The following is a 19,262-nucleotide window of genomic DNA, read 5'->3' as shown; positions in this document are numbered from 1 at the left end:
ATACTAATATCTGTAACATCTGTATTTTACAAAATATATCTAACAATTTGGGATATTAATTCAACAGTCTTTTATATTCTGTTACTTTTCCATCAACAACATCAACTGTATGATGGATATGTTCGCCATTAGAGTTAGAATAATCAAATTTTTGAGTTACATTTTGACTAAGATTACCAATAACCATATTTTTAATAGGATTAATCTCAGTTTTACTCATACCTGTAATGTATCTAGCAATATTACTAGTATATGTTACTGGATCTTTCGACTCATTAATTGATTCTGTTTTGTTATAGCCTTGATGGATATTGTTAAACCATGTATTTTTTTCTTTAGAATCTAAGCTATTATCAAAAGTAATACTTAATGGCCAACTGATATACTCGTTTCTAGTAGTTGTTTCATTGGCAGTTTTTTGTATATACTGATTCTCAATATTAGTATATTGGTTCATAAACTGCTCTGACTTTTTAGGAGAAACTATCCAATTCTGTAAATTACTAAAGTTTATAGATGTTTTAACTGTTGTTGTTATTTTTTTACCATTATGATCTAGAATATAGCCAGATGTTGTAAAAGATCTAGTTGACGCTGTTACAAAGCGTCCCCCATTTTTATCAAAATTTTCATTTGAGATCACATTCGGCGAATCTACCAAAGTATTCTTAGTTACAGCACCTTTTACCACACTTTGACTCTTATCTAAATATAGTAGTAAGTTTCCTGCAACTGAAAAGCCATCATTAGCATTATATACTTTTATGCTAATAGTGTGACTCTCTCCATCTGACAGTAAACTTGCAAAAGGAGTTAGATTAACTCTATATGGATCAAAATTTAATGTCTCTATTGCAGGAGTTGGACGCCATAAGTAAGGATCAACACCACCAGTATATATTTTAGGGAATATTGGTACAATTCCAACTAATTGACCATCAATATAGACTTGTCCTTCACGAAAAGCTCCATTACCACAAGTACCTAATTTCTTAGCTAGGCTACTTGGTACACATTGGAACCACTGCTCATCGATCTTTTGACTTTGTAATGTTACATCTAAATAAGCTTTAGTAATATTTCTTGGGAAAGTTTCTTTAATACTATAACTAGAGTTAGAGTTCACTAAATAACCAGGTTTAAAATTATCAGTTCCACCCAAACCTATCACTTTATCAGCAATAGATGTCTGAACAGTTTCCTGTTTAGTTTTTGGATAAAATAATAGTTTTGATGATCCTACAGGATACCCAGGACGCTTAGGCGTAAGCACATTTGGCAAAAATACAAAGCCTTTTCCATTTTTCATCAAAAGATTTTGATACTCAGTGATATCACTTTGAGTTTGCCATTTTGATCCTTTGACTTCTGCAGTAGTTCCAAAGAAAAGGTTTACTCCATCCAACCATAAAGATGCTGTACGATCATATTGCACACCTTTTTTAGTCGCAAAAGTATTTTCTAAAATAACTTTTGACCATGGGCCTGGACAATTTTTAGGAGGAGTATAGCTAAAACCTTTTTGCTGAGTATTTGTAAATTCTAAATTATCATATAATTCAACCACACATGGCTTTTCATTAGGAACTTCTAAATTTGCTTCAGAGGAAGCTACTTTGTTTTCTTTATAATTATCTTTAGATATTACAGCAACTCTAAGAATATCGTTTGTTGGCTGAATATTTTGACTTAAATCATTACTGTAGCCTAAAAAAGGAAATAACAAAGCTATAGATAAACCTATTTTTTTCTTTCTTTTTTTATTTTTTCTAAACATACTCCACCTCGCTACTAAAACTATTCTTATTACACTTATCTTGTGACTTCAGATCAGAGCATTGCCAACCAGTTGTGTTACCTTGTTTAATAATGGGAGTAAGTGCAATATTAATATTTTTAGTCTCAAAACTTATATTGCCAGTATTAGTCACTTTCGTATGATTAGGCACTGTAATTCCACCTATCAAATCATTTACAGCTCCAGATCCTAATGTATACTGGCCTTGGTGTTGAGATATATCTTGCTGTATTACTTGCTGAAGGTTTTCAAGATATGTTGCATTTTGACTTTTAACATCACTAGAAAAACCATGACTAAAAGAAAAAAATATACCTACAGATAACCCGAAAACTTTAATTATTGATTTTTTCATTAAAAATAAATTGATTATTCGTCATAGAATAATTCTAAATAATTTTTATATTTTTTTCTGTATTTAAGCACCAAAATAAAACTCTTATTTTAAGCCTAGCTATAATATATCTGTTCCTATCTGATATTTTTCTAATAATAATGGAATATCATTACCGCAATTTTCATATGGCTTAAGTTCACCATTTGCAAACTTAGTTTGTAGTTCTTCAGCATCCATATACTGCGTATCAAAATCCACATATACAGAACCAAGCAAATGATTAAACTCATGTTGAAATATTACTGCAGCAATTGAGTCAAGTTTTCCTATTATTTTTTCCCCGAATTGATTATATGCTTCATACTCAATTTCTTTATATGTTGCAAGCTTACCTCTTTTCTCCCCTAAGGCACTTAAACAACCATGCCAAAAACTAACCCTTTACTTTGATGCTTTAATAATTTTAGGATTTATAAATACTTGATATGGTACACTTGCAAAATCTAGAGGATATCTTGAATTAGAACTATCAAATTCAATCATAAATATTTGATAGTCATAGCCAATTTGATTAGCTGCAAGACCTATGCCATTACCTTGCATTTTCTTATGCATTTCTGAAATAATATTTTGTATCTTTATATCTTTTATACCAGTTACAGGCTTACATTTTTTGTAAAGAACTTCATTATTCGGGTCATTATACTGTATAAACTGAGAACTCACTTCACATCTCCATTAGGATTTCACCTAAGATGATTTTGGTTAAATATAATTATTAGACTTAGTTTGTATTTTCTTAATAAAGTTTTCAAGATTTTATAGATAAATAATATTTTAATAGTTTAAAAATGACTAGTAGGTAACAAAATCGTCATTAAATACCACCTTTAGTCATTTTGTATGGATCAACAACCTTATTAAATTCATCTTCAGATAGCAATTTTAAAACTTTATTTGCTTCTGCAAGAGAAAGATTATTCTCATCGGCATAATGAGCTAATTGAGAAGCTTTATCATAGCCAATAACTGGACTAAGAGCTGTCACTAACATGAGCGAATTTTTCAAATAAAAATCAATTTTACTTTTATTAGGTTTCATATCTTCTAGCAAATATTTGGTAAAGTTAACACAGCTATCAGATATTATCTTAACTGATTGTATAATATTAAAAATAATTAAGGGCTTATATACATTCATCTCAAGATAGCCTGCTGAACCACCAATTCCAACAGATACATCATAGCCCATAACTTGAGCTGCAACCATTGCCATAGCCTCACATTGAGTTGGATTTACTTTGCCAGGCATTATCGATGACCCAGGCTCATTCTCTGGAATTAACAATTCATGGAAACCTGCTCTAGGACCACAACTAAGCAAACGAATATCATTAGCAATCTTAAATAACGAGTTTGCTAAGGTTTTTAGACATTCCATAACTGCCACTAATGCATCATGAGACCCTTGAACTTCAAATTTATTTGGTGCTGTCACAAATGGCAAACCTGTAATTTCAGCAATATGTTTAGCTACAGTTTCAGCAAAACCATTTGGAGTATTTAATCCTGTACCAACCGCGGTACCCCCTAAAGCAAGCTCGTAGACATCTTTTAAGGAGTATTTAATATTTTTGATATTTTTTCTAAGTAACTCTGCATAACCGGAAAACTCCTGACCCAACGTCAAAGGTACGGCATCTTGCATATGAGTTCTACCAATTTTAGCTATGCTATCCCACTCTTTTGATTTTTGCTCTAAATCTTTGTACATATATTCAGCTGCAGGAAGCAACTTATTAGTTATCTCATAAGCTGTAGCAATATACATAGCTGTTGGGAAAGAGTCGTTTGAGGACTGCGACATATTAACATGATCATTGGGGTGTATAGGATCCTTACTACCCATCTTACCTCCAAGTAACTCTATAGCCCTATTAGAGATCACCTCATTAACATTCATATTTGATTGTGTACCACTACCAGTCATCCATACGTGTAATGGAAAATTATCATCAAGTTTGCCATCAATTATCTCATCAGCTACTTGTATAATTATGTCTCTTTTATCTTTAGGTAATATACCCAACTCACTATTAGTCAAAGCTGCAGCTTTTTTAATAATTGCCATAGCTCTAATAACTTCTTTAGGCATCAGATCATCACCTATACTAAAATATTTTAGCGATCTTTGTGTTTGGGCACCCCAATAATAATTATTATCAACCTCAATCTGTCCTATGCTATCAGTTTCTATTCTTTTCAAAATACCTCTCCATGTTTACTTAACGCCAACAATACCATTAGCAGAATCAAATAAAACACTCTTATCATAAAATAGTGCATGCCCAGAATTAACTTCAGATTTATGCTGTTGAGAAGCTCTAACTACTGTAGTTATAGGTATCTGAAATTTATATGACGTGAATAAAGCTGATTTAATGCTACTATTTACTAATAAGCCTTTGTTTATATGTTGCTTTAACTGCTCAGGAATTTTTGGTAATAAGATATGTGTGTAATATCCTCCAGAATCAAATAATGTCTGAATAGTTTTATCAAAAATCACTTTACCATCTTTATCTATAATAGTGTATTTAACTGGAACATATGGATCCCAGCATTTAGTTTTATCTATTGGAGATCTTGGAGTAACGCTATTATGGCATTTCACAGTACTTTTTATTTTGTAAGTTGTATATTTGCTTAGAATTTCTTTAGTTGATGCTCCAAAAGATATAGTTTGTTTCTGACCATCTATTATCATTAATTGATTATAAGGGCTAGGCAAATAGTTCCATGGAGAATTTTGAGTACTCATTTTTAAACCCAAGATTCCTGCATATCCTTTAAACGTACCATTTGGAACCATAATAATTGGCACATGTTTAGCAGTTATTTTTGGCTGTGTATTAAATGTGATATCAGAATAAACAAGTGTACCAGTATGCTTTGACTTTAAATGATCATAACCGTAATTTACAGAAACTTTTTTGTCTGTAGCTTGATAATTAGTCAAATACTGTTTTTCAAGAACTAGACGTGATGACCCAGTATCAATTTCAACAAATGCTTTTTTCTCTGATGTATTACCTTTTCCTACAAAAATATCTGTACCAAGACGAGCTTTATGAAATTTTGTAATAGGAGCAGAGATAATTTTCTTTGCTTCTAAAGCTTTATTTGTAGTATCTGTAGGCTGACTTGCAAACAAACTTAGTGTTGGAAAAAGTAACAATAATATTTTAATATTATTTCTTAGTGAAAACATGACACATACCCATTAATATTAGGTAATTGATATTTACATAGTAACTTAACTAAAAGTATTATTACAACCTTTTAAATTCTCATATAAAAGAATCTATCTATTTTAGTCTTTGTAATTAACAAAAATTTTTTAATTTATTAAGATGTTACAACTAGACAGAAAACTTCTAAAATCCTTTTTGATTCCAGATATTATATAACAATTCACCAAAGAGAGTATTTGCCCAAGCAAACCATTTTCTAGTATAGTCAAATTGATTATCTTTATTTATCCCTTCATGCATAAAATATGTGCCTGCATGAGAGTTTTTTAGATATTCTACACACTGCTTAACTTCTAACTCATCATTTGAAGTTAGAGCTTGAATAACTATAGCAATCGGCCATACATAGCCCCTACCAGTATGAATACTACCGATACCAGCAAGATCCTTACCATTAAAATACCAAGGGTTATTTTTTGATAATAGAAATTTTCTAGTATTTTGATATAGTTCATCATTCTTATCTAAACATCCTAAATAAGGCAATGAAATCAAACTAGGTACATTTGCATCATCCATTAAGATATGACTTCCATAACCATCTACTTCATAGGCAAAAATCTTGCCAAATTTTTTATGCTCTACAACACCGTATTCATATATAGCATTTTGAACTTCTTCTGCTAAAGTTTTACACTGTGTTGCAAACTCAAAATCACCATATACTTGCGATGATATTTCAGCAAGCTGCCTTAAAGATTCAACTGCATAAAAATTTGCAGGGATCAAAAATGGTAAAATTGTCGCATCATCAGATGGTCTAAATGATGATGCTATTAAACCAACCGGATTAACAGGGTAGCCTAAGCCATTATCTGCTAAAGTATCAGTTGCAACTGGAGTAACTCTTTGAAAAGAGTAATCTTTCTCAGAATCTTTACGTTGCTGATCTTTAAATGTTTTATATATTAGCTTTGCTGAGTTAAGCCATCCTTCTTTGAAGAACTGAGAGTCTTCAGCTTTTTGATAATACATATATGACAATCTAATGTGGCTACAAAGAGAATCTAGCTCCCACTTTCTCTCATGTAACTCTGGCTTCATATCAGTAAAATCATCTTGCCATGGCGATCCTTCATCTGCTTTATTAAACGCATTAGCATAAGGATCTATTAGTATATATTTAGACTGCCTATTAATAACACCTTCGATCATTCTCTTTAACTTATCATCTTGATTTATAAGAGATATATATGGAGTAACTTGAGCAGTAGAATCTCTTAGCCACATTGCATCTATATCTCCTGTAATAACATATGTATCAGGAGAAGAAGATAAATCTTCATCATAGTGCACTGTTGTATCAAGCGTATTAGGAAAACAGTTTTCAAATAACTTTGCTAACTCTTTATCTTTTGCTTTAGCTTTTACTTCATCTACTAAATTATCAACCGCCATTGATGTAAATAACTTGTTTTCAGGACGAGATGAGCCTAGTAAATTTACAATTTCATCAGATGTATAGATATCTGTAGTGATCTTACCACTCGCTTTATCATAACTGTATAACGAATCATTCATAATCTAATCAACCTTTGTTTTATGTAAGAATTTATAATAAGGAATAACCAATATTATTAATATAATTAATGGAATAATTGTTGAAGCCTTGAATCCTTCAACTCCACCTAATGAATCCATCATATAGCCAATACCTCTAGCTGTAGCACTTGATGCTAATGCAAAAACTATTGTAACAACTGTCATTACTAAAGCTTGCTTTTCTTTAGAAGTTCTACTTAAAATTGATGAACTTAATACTGGAGTTGTTGGTGCATAAAAGAAACCAAATATCGGCAGCAATATTGACATAATAGACACCTCGCTAAGATCTGTAATCTCATGACCTGAAGCATGAATAGAAAATAATACTACGACTAAAAACACTAACCCTACGATATAGTAACACAACAACATCTTATGCCACTTCATATATTTTAATAATACAAATGCCATTATTCTGCCACCAAAAGCTGCTAGTCCACTAAAGCTAGCTATTTTCAAACTCAATGCTGGTGAGAGATGTAAAGCATCTTGATAAAAGCCTGGTAACCAAGCACTAAAGCCCATATCTAAAACGCTACCAATAAAAATCATAACTATCGCAGCAATTACTAGCTTACTTTTGCATATATTAAGGATATCTTTTACTTGCTCTTTCACAGGCGCTGCTTTTTCTTTCTCTAGTGCGCTTTCATCTATTCGGACAAACATCCAAACTATTATATTTATAACACCTATAACTGCATATAAGTATAAGAAGTCTAACCAATGATTAGCACTATTAGACATAAAGAAAGCTATTATCCACATACCTGCCATCCCTGCTATCATCCAAGTAGCTTCTAGTAAAGATAGTAAACCAGCCTGCTCATTCTCTTCTTTACTGATAATTGCAGCAGATGCATAGATACAAACTTTCATACCAACTAGAACAATTCCTGTTCCAATCAAGAAAAGTTTAACTATCCAATATGAATTAATAACAGGGGTAATTAGTGATAGTAATACCATTATCAAAAGTATTGTCATTATTGATTTTCTATAACCGAGTCTCAAAATAAATGAAAACGCAATAAAAGAAAATCCAATAACTGTGAAGTTCTGATAACTCTCTAAGGTCCCTGCCGATGTTAATGATGCATGGAAGTAGTTTGATCCTTGCATAATGAATGTGGAAAGAGTTCCACAAAACAAGCTAAAAACCCATACTGTAAAGATAAGTGCTACCTTAGTTATAGTTGTATTGGTAACTTTTTTAGGCACGACAATTTCACTCATATTAACTCCTATGTAATATCAAATGCAAATCAATAAGACTAAAGATATTGAATATTTTTTTAAAACCTTAAGTTTACAGACTAGCATAAATCTCATAAGGAATTAGCTATTTTACAGCGCAACATGTGCCTAATATAAACGAAGCAACACTATGTTTGTATGATTTATCAACTAATATTTTTTAGTTAAATCTTAATGGATCAAACACTTTATAATATCTTTTATCTTTAGAATCCAACACATAACTTGATATTATTTTTCCAAAAGCAGGAGCATGCTTACAACCATGACCATTAAATCCAACAGCTACCCAAATATTATCATCAACCTTACCAACTAAAGGCAGCCCATCTTTTGTCAAACCGTATTCACACATAACAAAATCTGGCTTAAAATTAATATCCAAATTTGGAAAATTCTTTTTAATTTTTTCCGTTAAAATATTACTAATTTTATCTGAGAAATCCTGATCTGTTAAACTAGCATTATCATATAAGTGGCAATTATGTAAACCCGCTTTTATATAATATTTGCCATCAATAATCTCTGGCATCGCATACATTTCAAAGTGGTTATTTACTACTTCTATATATGTATTATTTGGATTTGAATTTTTCACTTCGTAGTAGAAGACAGGTATTCTTTGTCTAGATAGAGTTAAATTATATTGTTGTAAAATACCTGAATTAGCATTAGTCGCATACACCAGCTTCTTTGTTCCAATAGTCTTTATAGCATCTTGGCTTTTTATTTCAACCTCTATAAATTCTTTATTCTTGCTATGTTTTATAAATCTGTGATTCCAAAAAAACTCCAAGTCATCTTTAAGAAAATCATAGTAAGTTTTTACTATTTCACTAGGATTTAATATGCCTAACATATTTTGAGAATTGTTTTTCTCAATAATAGCTTTTTCCAATGATTGAAGCTGTCTAAAATAAGGATCAATGATTTGTTGCTGTTTACCCTGAATAATATCAACCTCAACACTATTCTCTATAGAAGAAGATACGATCTCTCTTAATAATTGACTATCTTCACCGACAACAATGCAGTTATTAGGCTTATGAATCTTAGGATTATACTTAGCTAACTCTTTATACTCACTATTTGAAACAGGTAATAATTCATAATACTCATTACACTCTGAACCTATAGAACGTCCACCTATCCTTGATCCTCCAATACTTGATTTAGTTGGAACATAATCTGAAGCTTGTTCTATTACAGCTATTTTTTGTGAAGATGATTTATTTAGGTGATAAGCAATACTACTACCAATTAATCCAAACCCAATAATTACGACATCAAAATCCATATAACTCTCCTAAAGACTATCAACTTGCCTCAAAGATAATAAAAGATCTTTTAACAAATCAAAATCAGACATCTATGATATCTAGCTATAAGAATATTATCACTTTCCTAATAGTTTAATAAATAGAATAATCACCAAGCTAATAAACAAGCATATAAAAAACTTACAGACACATATGTTTGAATTTTTATTCATTAAATAATACATTTTAATCATAAAAACATTCCAATATTATGATTTTTAAATTACCATATTAGAATAATTATTCAAATAAATGAAATATGAAGAAGTTTATAGGTATATTTTTAATTATTGGTTCAACTATTGGTGGAGGTATCATAGGTCTACCTATAGCCGCTGTTAACTTAGGTTTTATAGGAAGCTTATTAGCAATATGTTTAGTATGGTTAATAATGACATTTACAGGATTATGTATATTAAAAATCTCATATAACATGCCTGTTAAACATAACACATACTATTCTTTATCAACTAAGTTCCTAAATTTCAAAGGTGCTAAGGTTAGTGTTTTTGGCAGCTATTTATTAATCTTATACTTATCACTAACTACTTATATATCTGGAATTAGTTCGTCAATAAGCTCATATTTCTCACAAAATAGTAATCTTAGTTATTTATTATCTGGAGTAATTCTCATCTTTATACTCGGTGGTATTACAACATATAACTCTAGATTCGTAATCAAGAGTAATGTCATATTTGTAATAACTAAATTATCTCTTATTATAATTGCTATATTTTTGATCTTTTATACAACAAAAAAAGTCTCTATAAATGTTGATGGTTACCCTATTGAATCAATAGGAGCATTATCATTCTTATTTGTACTATTTAATGCCTTTGGTTACCACTTTATTATCCCAAGCTTAGTAAAATTTTATAATCAGCGTATTTCATTTAAAGCATTTGTATATTTACTTATCTTTAGTACAACATTAATAGCTTTTATTTACCTAGCATGGATCTTAGCAATATTCTTTACAATACCTACAGAAGGTAGTCATGGAATGCTAAGTATTTATAACAGTAAAAATCAACTTATAGCTTTTAATAATAGTATTAGCTTTTTTACTCAGTCATACACTATTAGCAATATGTTAAGTGCTTTTCAGTTAATATCAATGATAGGATCTTTCTGCTGTATCTCAATAGGTGTAATTGATGCACTAAAAGATGCTTTAGGGCAAAATGCTTATCTTAAAGTTCTAATTTGCACTTACTTGCCTCCACTTGTTTTAATGTGTCTATCACAAAATATGTTTCTAATTGCAATGTCATTAGCTGGCATATTAACATTCTATGTTGAGGTGTTTGTACCAATTTTAGGAGTTAGAAATTATTATAAAACTTCTAACAAGGTAAAAGATAAATCTTTATTTAATTATCAATATTCAAAGCTTTTAGTTAGATCTTAAGACAGATTTAATACAAACTACTATTCGTTAAGGATTTTTATCTTCTAGAATCTTTTGAAGTTTTTCTTTCAAAGACTTAATAAAATCTTTATAACAAACATCATTACTTTTTAAATGTAAATCTATTGTTGATATTTTTAACGTAAAATCAGGGAGTTCTGTCTTAAGGGTTTTTAATTCTTCATTTTCAATTTTTGCTTCAAATCGTGGATATAAAAGAATACATTTCTCAGCTTTATAATACTGACTATAGGCAAACATCTGATATACATCACTTTGAGAAACTTGCTTTTGAGATGAGTTATAGTCTGATCTAATATTCTCTATAAGCTTATACTTAGTATCTAGCACTATTTTTGAACCATCTTTTTTCTTGATGCAAATATCAGGTTTCATTGTAAAATTAGCTGAACTACCCTCATCAAAGATTTTCTTCTGTGGACTTTGTGCTTTGATATTGGTTATGTCAAAATCACTTTTGTTACTATCTAAAATCTCAAAAACTGCTTCTTCAAATAATGCGTTCATATCAAACATTATTGAAAATGTATGATTATCGTTAGTTGTCAACTTTGGAGAATTCCCAAAAAGCAAAAGCTTAGCTAGGTTAAAAACATATTCATATTTTTGATTTAATCGAGTGAATTTAACTCTGTTACAAATATTAGGATTTGTAAATCTTTTATCATCGACATCTGTCAAAAGTTGATCGCATTTTTGTAATATTGCAAAGCTAGATTTTGTAGATGATATACACTTTTTGATAGTTGCTTTTAGAAGCTGATTTAAAAGAATATTTGACTCGTACTCATCATAGTTACAATAGAATTTTGACTTATCTATATAATTATGGCGAAGATGTTTTGTAAAATTGATTTTGCCTTTTACAAATTTAAGATTATCCTCTTGAGCAACATAATTTCTACGATAGTCATTTTGCAGCAACTCTAATAAATTATCAGCAAAAAGCCTAATAAAAACTTCTAGCATGCTATCCGTATGCTTACATAATTTAGCTAGCTCAACTTCATTGATTTTTAGCTTTTTAGTCAGTTTCAAAAGATACATTAGGCCTGTGATATTGTCATTTATAGAGTTATCACTCGGCTCTTCAACTCCACTCAGCGACCTATCTGAAGAAAAAACTTTTGGTAAAACTTGGACCAACTGTCCACCTAGAGAGATAACTCCAACATATTGCTTAGCTTTAATACCTTTTGCAGTGTATTTAAATGGTTTGAAGTTTTGCTGTTTCTCTAACCACTCAAGAGTTTTTATAGCATTACTTTTCCTCAAACACTTTGAATCACTAATATCATCACACCATACTAACTCTTGATGTTCAAATATAGTTTTAGCATTTTTCAAACTCATAAACCATTACCAATCTTTACTTTTAGCTAAGCTCCTAAGCAGTTAGTAGCTCTAAGCACCACTGCTAAAAGTCATCCTATGGCTTGACCATAGGATCCATTCACAATCTCACTATGGATTCTACGATCAAGTCGTAGAATGACACATTTTTATTCACCTTCAGCCTCTGCCTTTTCACCTAGTGAGCTATCAAAATCTTTCCCTAGTTGAAACCAATAGTCATACTTAGTTTCTTTATTAGAGTTCTCTAGTAATTTTTTGATATTAGTTATATCTTTATATTTTTCATGCTTCTCAAATTTTTCAGAATTTAAATTTTTACTACCCAAAACCAACTGTATCTTCTCATAGTCACCATAAAAATACTCTTCAAGCAAAGGTATTATTTCATTTTGCATAATTGTTGGGATATCTGCTTCACTCTTACCACAGAAAAAACTATGCCCTATTAGATGATCTTTATCTAAAAGTATTTCTATTCTTTGATTTAATTTTTGCAACAAACTCTTACATTCTGAATTTTCCAATATTTCTGGATCTGGCAACATCTCAACAAAACCAAAACGACGACGCAAAGCAATATCTAAATGAGCGATACTTTTATCAGATGTATTCATTGTGCCAATAATATATAGATTTGGCGGTATACCAAAATCTTCTTTTGAATATGGTAGTTTTGTTTTTAATTCTGTTTCTTTATTGCCTAATCGTTTATTTGATTCTAAAAGAGTAATTAACTCACCAAAAATCTTTGAAATATTCCCTCGGTTTATTTCATCGATGATTAGGTAATAGCTTTGGTTGTTTTTATTCTCCTCTTCAAAGATATACTTAATAGCTGCAGTATAGGCACCAGTATGTTGATTTATTTGAAAAGCATTACTATTTTTTCCAAAATAACTCTCTGCAGTATCCTGATCTGCTTTAAATGAATTTAAATCAACTCTATTCCTATTAATATACTCCACAAACCTATTTATACATTCTCTAAAAAGCATAAATTTTTTAGCATTTTTATCCTCCAAACAAAGTGTTTCACTAGTTACTTTAACTACCTTATATTCTGCTCTAGTAGCTTTTAAAACCTGTTCTTCATGAAAATCTATCTGTTGAGCGCTGCCACAAAGTTCCTTAAATATACCATCTTGGACATCATACTTAACATCTCTATCCTCTGGTATTGGCTTAATCCCTTCTATAAAATCTTCATACGCAAAAGATTGATGAAAAGTTACAAATTTCACTCTGCCTTGATCTTGAAGCTCTTCATACTTTTCATCTATATTATCTGCATCACCAAAAGCATGATTCACAATAATACTTTTTGTATTGAAAGTCTTACCTGTACCAGCTGGACCATATAGGATTATTTGTTTTTTATTGTTTAGAAGTTGTTTTGATTTCTCTATCATTTCTTTATTAATCATATTTATATTTATTGTTTGTTCTAAACTTTCAACACCTCTCATAATATCCCTACACTTGTTACCAAAATCATTATCTAGTTTTTCTAAACCATCTAAAATATCTTCAACTATTTTCTCATCATTCAAGTTATATCTTTTTTTAGATACTATTAACCAATTATTCAGACCTTTTTTAGATGTATTTTTTAACTCATAACTATTCTTCAGTGAGTCATTCAATTGATAGTAACCAAACAATCCATCTTTTATTTTTTTCTGTAAGTCCTTACTTTTTTCATTATTTTTGCTCTCTGAATGTATTTCGATTTGAAATATATTGTCTTTTTCTATATATCTAACCTCATAATGTAACTCTCTAATACCAATCTTCTCAGAGCCATCTCCAACCCATAAATAACTTGCATTTTGATATTTTTGATGACAAAAATTACTAAGGTTTTTACTTTTAAGCTTATTATTTATCTCAGACAATATTTCAATATAGCTTTTCATTACTTCTAAACTCCACTCAAATTAACTGTACTATCCTTAGATTCTATGGTCAAGCCATAGAATGATTGCTTTTATACTAAACCCTAATACATATCTACAATCATCATACTACTAGGTCACTGAGCAAATTCGAAGTACAATCGTAGTGTCCAAAATTAAAATATAAAATCAAATCGATCACCTTTAAAATACTAGCATATTTTCAATACTTCACCTATCAGTGAGAGAGAGTTTTAAATGTTAACCTATCCAAACCACTAAAACTTTCCATCCTAGTGGTTGATACTGTTTATTCATCAAACTAACAAACTTATTTTTCGCCTGTTTAATATACTTTTGTGAAGAGGCTACATTATCTGTAAGTTTTTGAACTTCTTTATATGCTATATTTGCCAGATGATTATCAGGATCAGTATTTATAACCCCCAATCTAGGTAGTATCTTAAATGTATACGCTTGTCTACTTAATTGCTTAGTTTTATCAAAATCTATTGTAATTGATGTTACTTTTGGTGGTTTAACTCTTAGTGTTATAATTTTATCTTTTTCATCGATTTTAATATTAGCTTCATCAATATTTGTCGATAAAGTAGCAGATGATTTATAGCTATATTTTGCAGTATTTTCTACTAATGTACCATTATCAGAGACATATAAAGAATTACCACTAACTGTGACTTTTAATGTAGATAATTCACCGATTTTTTGAATGCTAATAACTGTTGGAACCATCTCATTATCTTTCTTACTTGTAACGAATGATGCTATGATTATCAGTATTGCGATAATGAGGGTATATTTTAGAAACTTAGACATCTATCTACTCCTCTATAGAAAAAGTAAAGTTAGAATAATCAATATTATCAGTATCACTACATATCGCATTTTTTGTTACCTTTGTAATTTTTCATATTCTTTTGACTTGACCTGATATTTCACCCATATATAGCGTTCCATTACATTTACTCACAAGAATATATACAAATGCCATTTTAAACCTTTCTTTGGATTCTATGGTCAAGCCATAGAATGACAAATTTTTATACTAAACCCTAACACATATCATATCCATCAGTCGTCATACTACGGCTCCGACCGTAGTATCCAAAAACCAAAATATAAAATCAAATCCATTATAAAATACTATCATACAAATCTAACCATTTAGGATTAAACTCATTTATTAAGTCTAGTTTCCATTTTCTCTGCCAAGTTTTTAATCTTTTCTCACGATAAATAGCGTCTGTTATATTGTCGAACTGCTCATAATATACTAGCTTTTTGATATCATACTTTTTTGTAAAACCATCAGCATAACCTTGTTTATGTTCGTAAACTCTTTTGACTAAATTTGATGTTACACCTATATAAAGCGTTCCATTACATTTACTCGCAAGAATATACACAAATGCCATTGCTAAACCTTTTTTGGATTCTACGATCAAGTCGTAGAATGACAGTTTTTTATACTAAACCCCACTCAAACTAACCGTACTACCCTCAGCTATTAGTCTACTGATATCATTAACAAATTTATAAATAGAAAAAGGCTTTTGTAAGTAATCAAACTTACCATCAACATCATCTAGAGAAACTGTTATTTCTAAAGTATTTTCTTTATAGCTATCTGAAGATGCAATATTTGTTTTTAGATTATCTAAAACTTTTTTAAGGTTTGTAGGGTTCAGATTTTTACTTCTAAGATTTAGCTCAACTTTACTAAAATTATCATCAATATATTGAGATATTGGCTGAACCTTATCAACACTTAGCTTATTACACTCTCGTTGAACATCACGACTAACTTTACCCTCAACTACAACAATATCATCAACTTGGATATTATCTTTTACTAAGGCAAATACATCTTCACCGACTAAGCAATCAGCTCTATCAAACTCATCATCAATATTAATAATATACAGAATTCTTCCTGTCTTGGTTTTTCTACGGATAGCTGGAGTTATCATACTGGCAATAATTCTCACAGAATTACCATCCATATTTGGCTGTTGAATCTTTTGCAGATCACTAAAGCTAACATGATTACGCCAATGACTCTCCTCATCAATAATATGCCCAGAAAAATACATACCTAAAGCTTTTTTCTCATTAATTAACAGCTCTTTTAGGTTCCATTCCTCAGATATACACTCTCTTTCTAGCTCAGCATCAGTATCGCTCTCTTGCTCTGTAAAACCAAATAAATCATTTTGACCCGCTGCTGCCATATCATTGACATAACCAGCATTTTTGATAGCTTTTTCAATAGAGTTAAATGCTGTAGCTCTATTTCTAGAGATATCCTTAATAGCTCCTGCAAAACATAGTGCTTCGAGTGCTTTTTTATTAACTTTACGTAAGTCTACCCTACGTGTCAGATCAAATATTGAACTAAATTCCCCTCCAGCCTCTCGCTCTGTAAGAATACTTTTAATAGCCTCACTGCCAAGTCCTTTAATAGCTCCCAAACCAAGTAAAATTGTACCCCTTGAAATAGCTATACAGTCATAAACACTTTTGTTCACATTGGGTGATAAAACTGTGATACCCATATTTTTACAATCTAGGATAAACTTAACTAGCTGGTCAGTATTACCCATATCCCCAGACATAAGAGCAGCCATATACTCATCAGGATAATGAGCCTTTAGCCAAGCAGTTTGATAAGCAATTAGAGCGTACGCAGCGGCATGAGATTTGTTAAAACCATAACCTGCAAAGGCTTCCATTTGGTCAAATATTTCATCAGCAAGACCAGCCTCAATATTATGATATTTAGCAGCACCCTCTTTAAAAATTTTACGCTGTTGCTCCATCTCTTCTGGCTTTTTCTTACCCATCGCTCGACGTAGCAAATCCGCACCACCAAGAGTATATCCAGCAAGCTTTTGCGCCATTTGCATTACCTGCTCTTGGTAAACTGGAATACCATAAGTCTCTCTTAGAACTTCCTCTAATAATGGGTGTAAATATGTAGTTCTTTTACGCCCATGTTTACGATCAATAAATGTTGGAATATTTTCCATCGGACCTGGACGATATAGTGCCACTAGGGCGATAATCTCCTCAAAATTCGAAGTGCCAAGATCTTTGACAATCTGACGCATTCCTTGTGACTCTAACTGGAATATACCCGTAGTATTACCAGCTTGTAAAAGCTTGAATGTCTTCTCATCATCTAAGGGAATATCTGAGATATTTAAAGGAATTTCATTATTAGGTCGTTTAGCATTAATACTTGTAATAGCATTTTTGATAATCGTTAAGTTTTTTAGTCCCAAAAAGTCAAACTTAACAAGACCAACATCTTCAACATCACCTTTATCAAACTGAGTTACAATATCTCCACCCTTATCTTCACAATATACAGGGGCAAAATCAGAAATTTTTGTTGGTGATATCACGATACCTGCTGCATGCTTACCTAAACTACGTGGTAGACCTTCTAGTTTTTGGGCTTTCTCAACAATTTCAGCAACATCTTCATCTGCTTGCATTTCATCATATAGAGGTTCACCTTCATGGAGAATCTTTTTAAATGTCGTACCAGGAGTTTCAGGGATAAGCTTAGCAATCCTATCGCCAAAACCAAAACTTTGACCCATTACACGCACTACATCTCGCACTACACCTTTAGCCGCCATAGTACCGTAAGTTATAATCTGACCAACACTTTGTTTACCATATTTCTGCTCTACATATTTGATAACTCTATCACGACCTTGAATACAAAAATCAATATCAAAATCTGGCATTGATACCCTTTCTGGATTAAGGAATCTCTCAAAAAGTAGCCCATACGGTAAAGGATCAATATCTGTAATAAGTAATGAGTATGCCACTAGTGAACCAGCACCAGAACCACGCCCTGGACCTACTGGGATGTCATTTTCTTTTGACCATCTGATGAAATCCTCTACTATCAGGAAGTAGCCTGGGAATCCCATATCACAGATAATATCAATCTCTCTTTGTAATCTATCTTTATAAACTTTTGTAATATGATCATGCTTATCTTGCGGCTTATTTGCTAACACTTTTTCTAAACGGTTTTCTAAGCCTTGATAGCATAACTTCGAGAAGTATTCTTTTTCAGTTAAACCATCTGGAATATCTACGGTTGGTAGGCAAGGTTTACCTAAATCAAATGTCACATTACAACGTTTTGCAATCGCTAATGTATTATCAACCAAGATAGGTAAAGAACCAAAAGTCTCATACATCTCATCTGCTGATTTTAGATACTGTTGTCGTGTAAATCTTGATTTACGTGACTCATCAAGAATTGTAGTTTTTTCGTTGATACAAGCTCTAATCTCATGAATATCATAATCATCAGATTCCATAAATACTGTAAGGTTTGTCGCAACTGCAATTAGATTATGTTTAGTTGCTAATTCAAGAGCTTTTTCATTATATAAACCTTCATTTTCATACCCTAGCTTATGAATTTCGATAATATAATTATCGTGCCCAAATATAGCTATATTTTCAGCAATAATCTCTTCAACTTTAGCACTATTTTTAGCTAAGATTGCCTTTCCAAGCTCTCCATTTTGACCACCATTTAAGCATATTACGCTTTCTAAGTTAGATTCTTTGAACCAATCTTTAGGGATAAGTGGTATTGAACCTAGTCTATCTGCTTCTTGATATGCTCTTGATACTAGATCAACTATATTTTGGTAGCCATCGTTATTTTCAGCTAAAAGGATCAAATCAGAAACGCCTAGTTCAGTATCAATCTTTAGCTCAACACCAAATATAGGTTTAATACCACTACCTAAGGCTTGCTTATAAAACTTCACTGCAGCAAACAAATTACACACATCTGTAAGTGCTATCGCAGCAATATTTTTATCTTTTGCACGAGAGAAAAGATCTCCTAAACGTACCGTACTATCAACAACAGAAAATCCCGTATGGACTCTAAGATGAGAAATCATTATAGATATATTTTATTTTATGAACTTAGCTACAAA

13 protein-coding genes and 1 pseudogene are annotated in these 19,262 nt (G+C 31.1%); 1 reads left to right on the top strand and 13 read right to left on the bottom strand.

Features of this window, described 5'->3' with window-relative positions; genetic code table 11:
* Window positions 1-55: 55 nt before the first annotated feature.
* From R8535_RS06255 to R8535_RS06220, 8 genes and pseudogenes are all read right to left on the bottom strand, one after another.
* Window positions 56-1,777 (bottom strand): peptide-N4-asparagine amidase, encoded by a 1,722-nt coding sequence (locus R8535_RS06255; RefSeq protein ID WP_329497518.1) that lies wholly within the window; start codon window positions 1,775-1,777, stop codon window positions 56-58.
* Window positions 1,770-2,153, bottom strand: a complete 384-nt coding sequence (locus tag R8535_RS06250) for a hypothetical protein (RefSeq protein ID WP_329497516.1) — start codon at window positions 2,151-2,153, stop codon at window positions 1,770-1,772. The genes R8535_RS06255 and R8535_RS06250 overlap by 8 nt, the downstream gene beginning before the upstream one ends.
* A gap of 99 nt (window positions 2,154-2,252) precedes the next feature.
* A pseudogene (locus R8535_RS06245) lies at window positions 2,253-2,861 on the bottom strand (peptide deformylase).
* 151 nt (window positions 2,862-3,012) lie between these two features.
* The gene (gene fumC / locus R8535_RS06240; RefSeq protein ID WP_329497514.1) at window positions 3,013-4,401 is read right to left on the bottom strand and encodes a class II fumarate hydratase; all 1,389 of its coding nucleotides are present in this window, start codon (window positions 4,399-4,401) and stop codon (window positions 3,013-3,015) included.
* 15 nt (window positions 4,402-4,416) lie between these two features.
* Window positions 4,417-5,406, bottom strand: coding sequence for a hypothetical protein (locus R8535_RS06235; protein WP_329497512.1), 990 nt, complete (start codon window positions 5,404-5,406; stop codon window positions 4,417-4,419).
* 166 nt (window positions 5,407-5,572) lie between these two features.
* Window positions 5,573-6,970, bottom strand: coding sequence for a glycoside hydrolase family 125 protein (locus R8535_RS06230; protein WP_329497510.1), 1,398 nt, complete (start codon window positions 6,968-6,970; stop codon window positions 5,573-5,575).
* Window positions 6,971-6,973: 3 nt separating this feature from the next.
* The gene (locus tag R8535_RS06225) at window positions 6,974-8,230 is read right to left on the bottom strand and encodes an MFS transporter (RefSeq protein ID WP_329497508.1); all 1,257 of its coding nucleotides are present in this window, start codon (window positions 8,228-8,230) and stop codon (window positions 6,974-6,976) included.
* Between the two features lie 181 nt (window positions 8,231-8,411).
* On the bottom strand, window positions 8,412-9,548 hold the full coding sequence (locus R8535_RS06220; protein ID WP_329497506.1) for an NAD(P)/FAD-dependent oxidoreductase: 1,137 nt from the start codon (window positions 9,546-9,548) through the stop codon (window positions 8,412-8,414).
* 281 nt (window positions 9,549-9,829) lie between these two features.
* On the opposite strand from R8535_RS06220, the gene R8535_RS06215 reads away from it, so the two are divergent.
* Window positions 9,830-10,984 (top strand): aromatic amino acid transport family protein, encoded by a 1,155-nt coding sequence (locus R8535_RS06215; RefSeq protein ID WP_329497504.1) that lies wholly within the window; start codon window positions 9,830-9,832, stop codon window positions 10,982-10,984.
* A 27-nt stretch (window positions 10,985-11,011) separates the two neighbouring features.
* Here R8535_RS06215 and R8535_RS06210 read toward each other — a convergent pair whose 3' ends face one another.
* The 5 genes from R8535_RS06210 to dnaE all read right to left on the bottom strand — a co-directional run bounded on the left by R8535_RS06210 (window position 11,012) and on the right by dnaE (window position 19,226).
* Window positions 11,012-12,358, bottom strand: a complete 1,347-nt coding sequence (locus tag R8535_RS06210; protein WP_329497501.1) for an McrC family protein — start codon at window positions 12,356-12,358, stop codon at window positions 11,012-11,014.
* A 149-nt stretch (window positions 12,359-12,507) separates the two neighbouring features.
* A complete protein-coding gene (locus R8535_RS06205) occupies window positions 12,508-14,277 on the bottom strand; it encodes an McrB family protein (RefSeq protein ID WP_329497499.1) in 1,770 nt (589 codons plus the stop codon).
* 240 nt (window positions 14,278-14,517) lie between these two features.
* Window positions 14,518-15,093: a DUF4230 domain-containing protein gene (locus R8535_RS06200; protein WP_329497497.1), complete on the bottom strand. Its 576-nt coding sequence runs from the start codon at window positions 15,091-15,093 to the stop codon at window positions 14,518-14,520.
* Between the two features lie 317 nt (window positions 15,094-15,410).
* On the bottom strand, window positions 15,411-15,692 hold the full coding sequence (locus R8535_RS06195; protein ID WP_329497495.1) for a GIY-YIG nuclease family protein: 282 nt from the start codon (window positions 15,690-15,692) through the stop codon (window positions 15,411-15,413).
* A gap of 54 nt (window positions 15,693-15,746) precedes the next feature.
* Window positions 15,747-19,226 carry a DNA polymerase III subunit alpha gene (dnaE, locus tag R8535_RS06190; protein ID WP_329497493.1) on the bottom strand — a complete coding sequence of 1,160 codons (3,480 nt, stop codon included), beginning with the start codon at window positions 19,224-19,226 and terminating at the stop codon, window positions 15,747-15,749.
* Window positions 19,227-19,262 lie beyond the last annotated feature (36 nt).

The organism is Francisella sp. 19S2-4, from assembly GCF_036281795.1.
Lineage (GTDB): Bacteria > Pseudomonadota > Gammaproteobacteria > Francisellales > Francisellaceae > Francisella.
The sequence above is the reverse complement of the archived record's forward strand: the minus strand, read 5'-3'. Positions and strand labels throughout refer to the sequence as shown.

Bases quoted from the DNA above. Each gene is read 5' to 3' on its own strand.
- R8535_RS06235 (WP_329497512.1), bottom strand. From the start codon at position 5,406: ATGTTTTCACTAAGAAATAATATTAAAATATTATTGTTACTTTTTCCA.
- R8535_RS06255 (WP_329497518.1), bottom strand. From the start codon at position 1,777: ATGTTTAGAAAAAATAAAAAAAGAAAGAAAAAAATAGGTTTATCTATA.
- R8535_RS06220 (WP_329497506.1), bottom strand. From the start codon at position 9,548: ATGGATTTTGATGTCGTAATTATTGGGTTTGGATTAATTGGTAGTAGT.
- R8535_RS06205 (WP_329497499.1), bottom strand. From the start codon at position 14,277: ATGAAAAGCTATATTGAAATATTGTCTGAGATAAATAATAAGCTTAAA.
- R8535_RS06230 (WP_329497510.1), bottom strand. From the start codon at position 6,970: ATGAATGATTCGTTATACAGTTATGATAAAGCGAGTGGTAAGATCACT.
- R8535_RS06210 (WP_329497501.1), bottom strand. From the start codon at position 12,358: ATGAGTTTGAAAAATGCTAAAACTATATTTGAACATCAAGAGTTAGTA.
- R8535_RS06195 (WP_329497495.1), bottom strand. From the start codon at position 15,692: ATGGCATTTGTGTATATTCTTGCGAGTAAATGTAATGGAACGCTTTAT.
- R8535_RS06215 (WP_329497504.1), top strand. From the start codon at position 9,830: ATGAAGAAGTTTATAGGTATATTTTTAATTATTGGTTCAACTATTGGT.
- dnaE (WP_329497493.1), bottom strand. From the start codon at position 19,226: ATGATTTCTCATCTTAGAGTCCATACGGGATTTTCTGTTGTTGATAGT.
- R8535_RS06225 (WP_329497508.1), bottom strand. From the start codon at position 8,230: ATGAGTGAAATTGTCGTGCCTAAAAAAGTTACCAATACAACTATAACT.
- R8535_RS06200 (WP_329497497.1), bottom strand. From the start codon at position 15,093: ATGTCTAAGTTTCTAAAATATACCCTCATTATCGCAATACTGATAATC.
- R8535_RS06250 (WP_329497516.1), bottom strand. From the start codon at position 2,153: ATGAAAAAATCAATAATTAAAGTTTTCGGGTTATCTGTAGGTATATTT.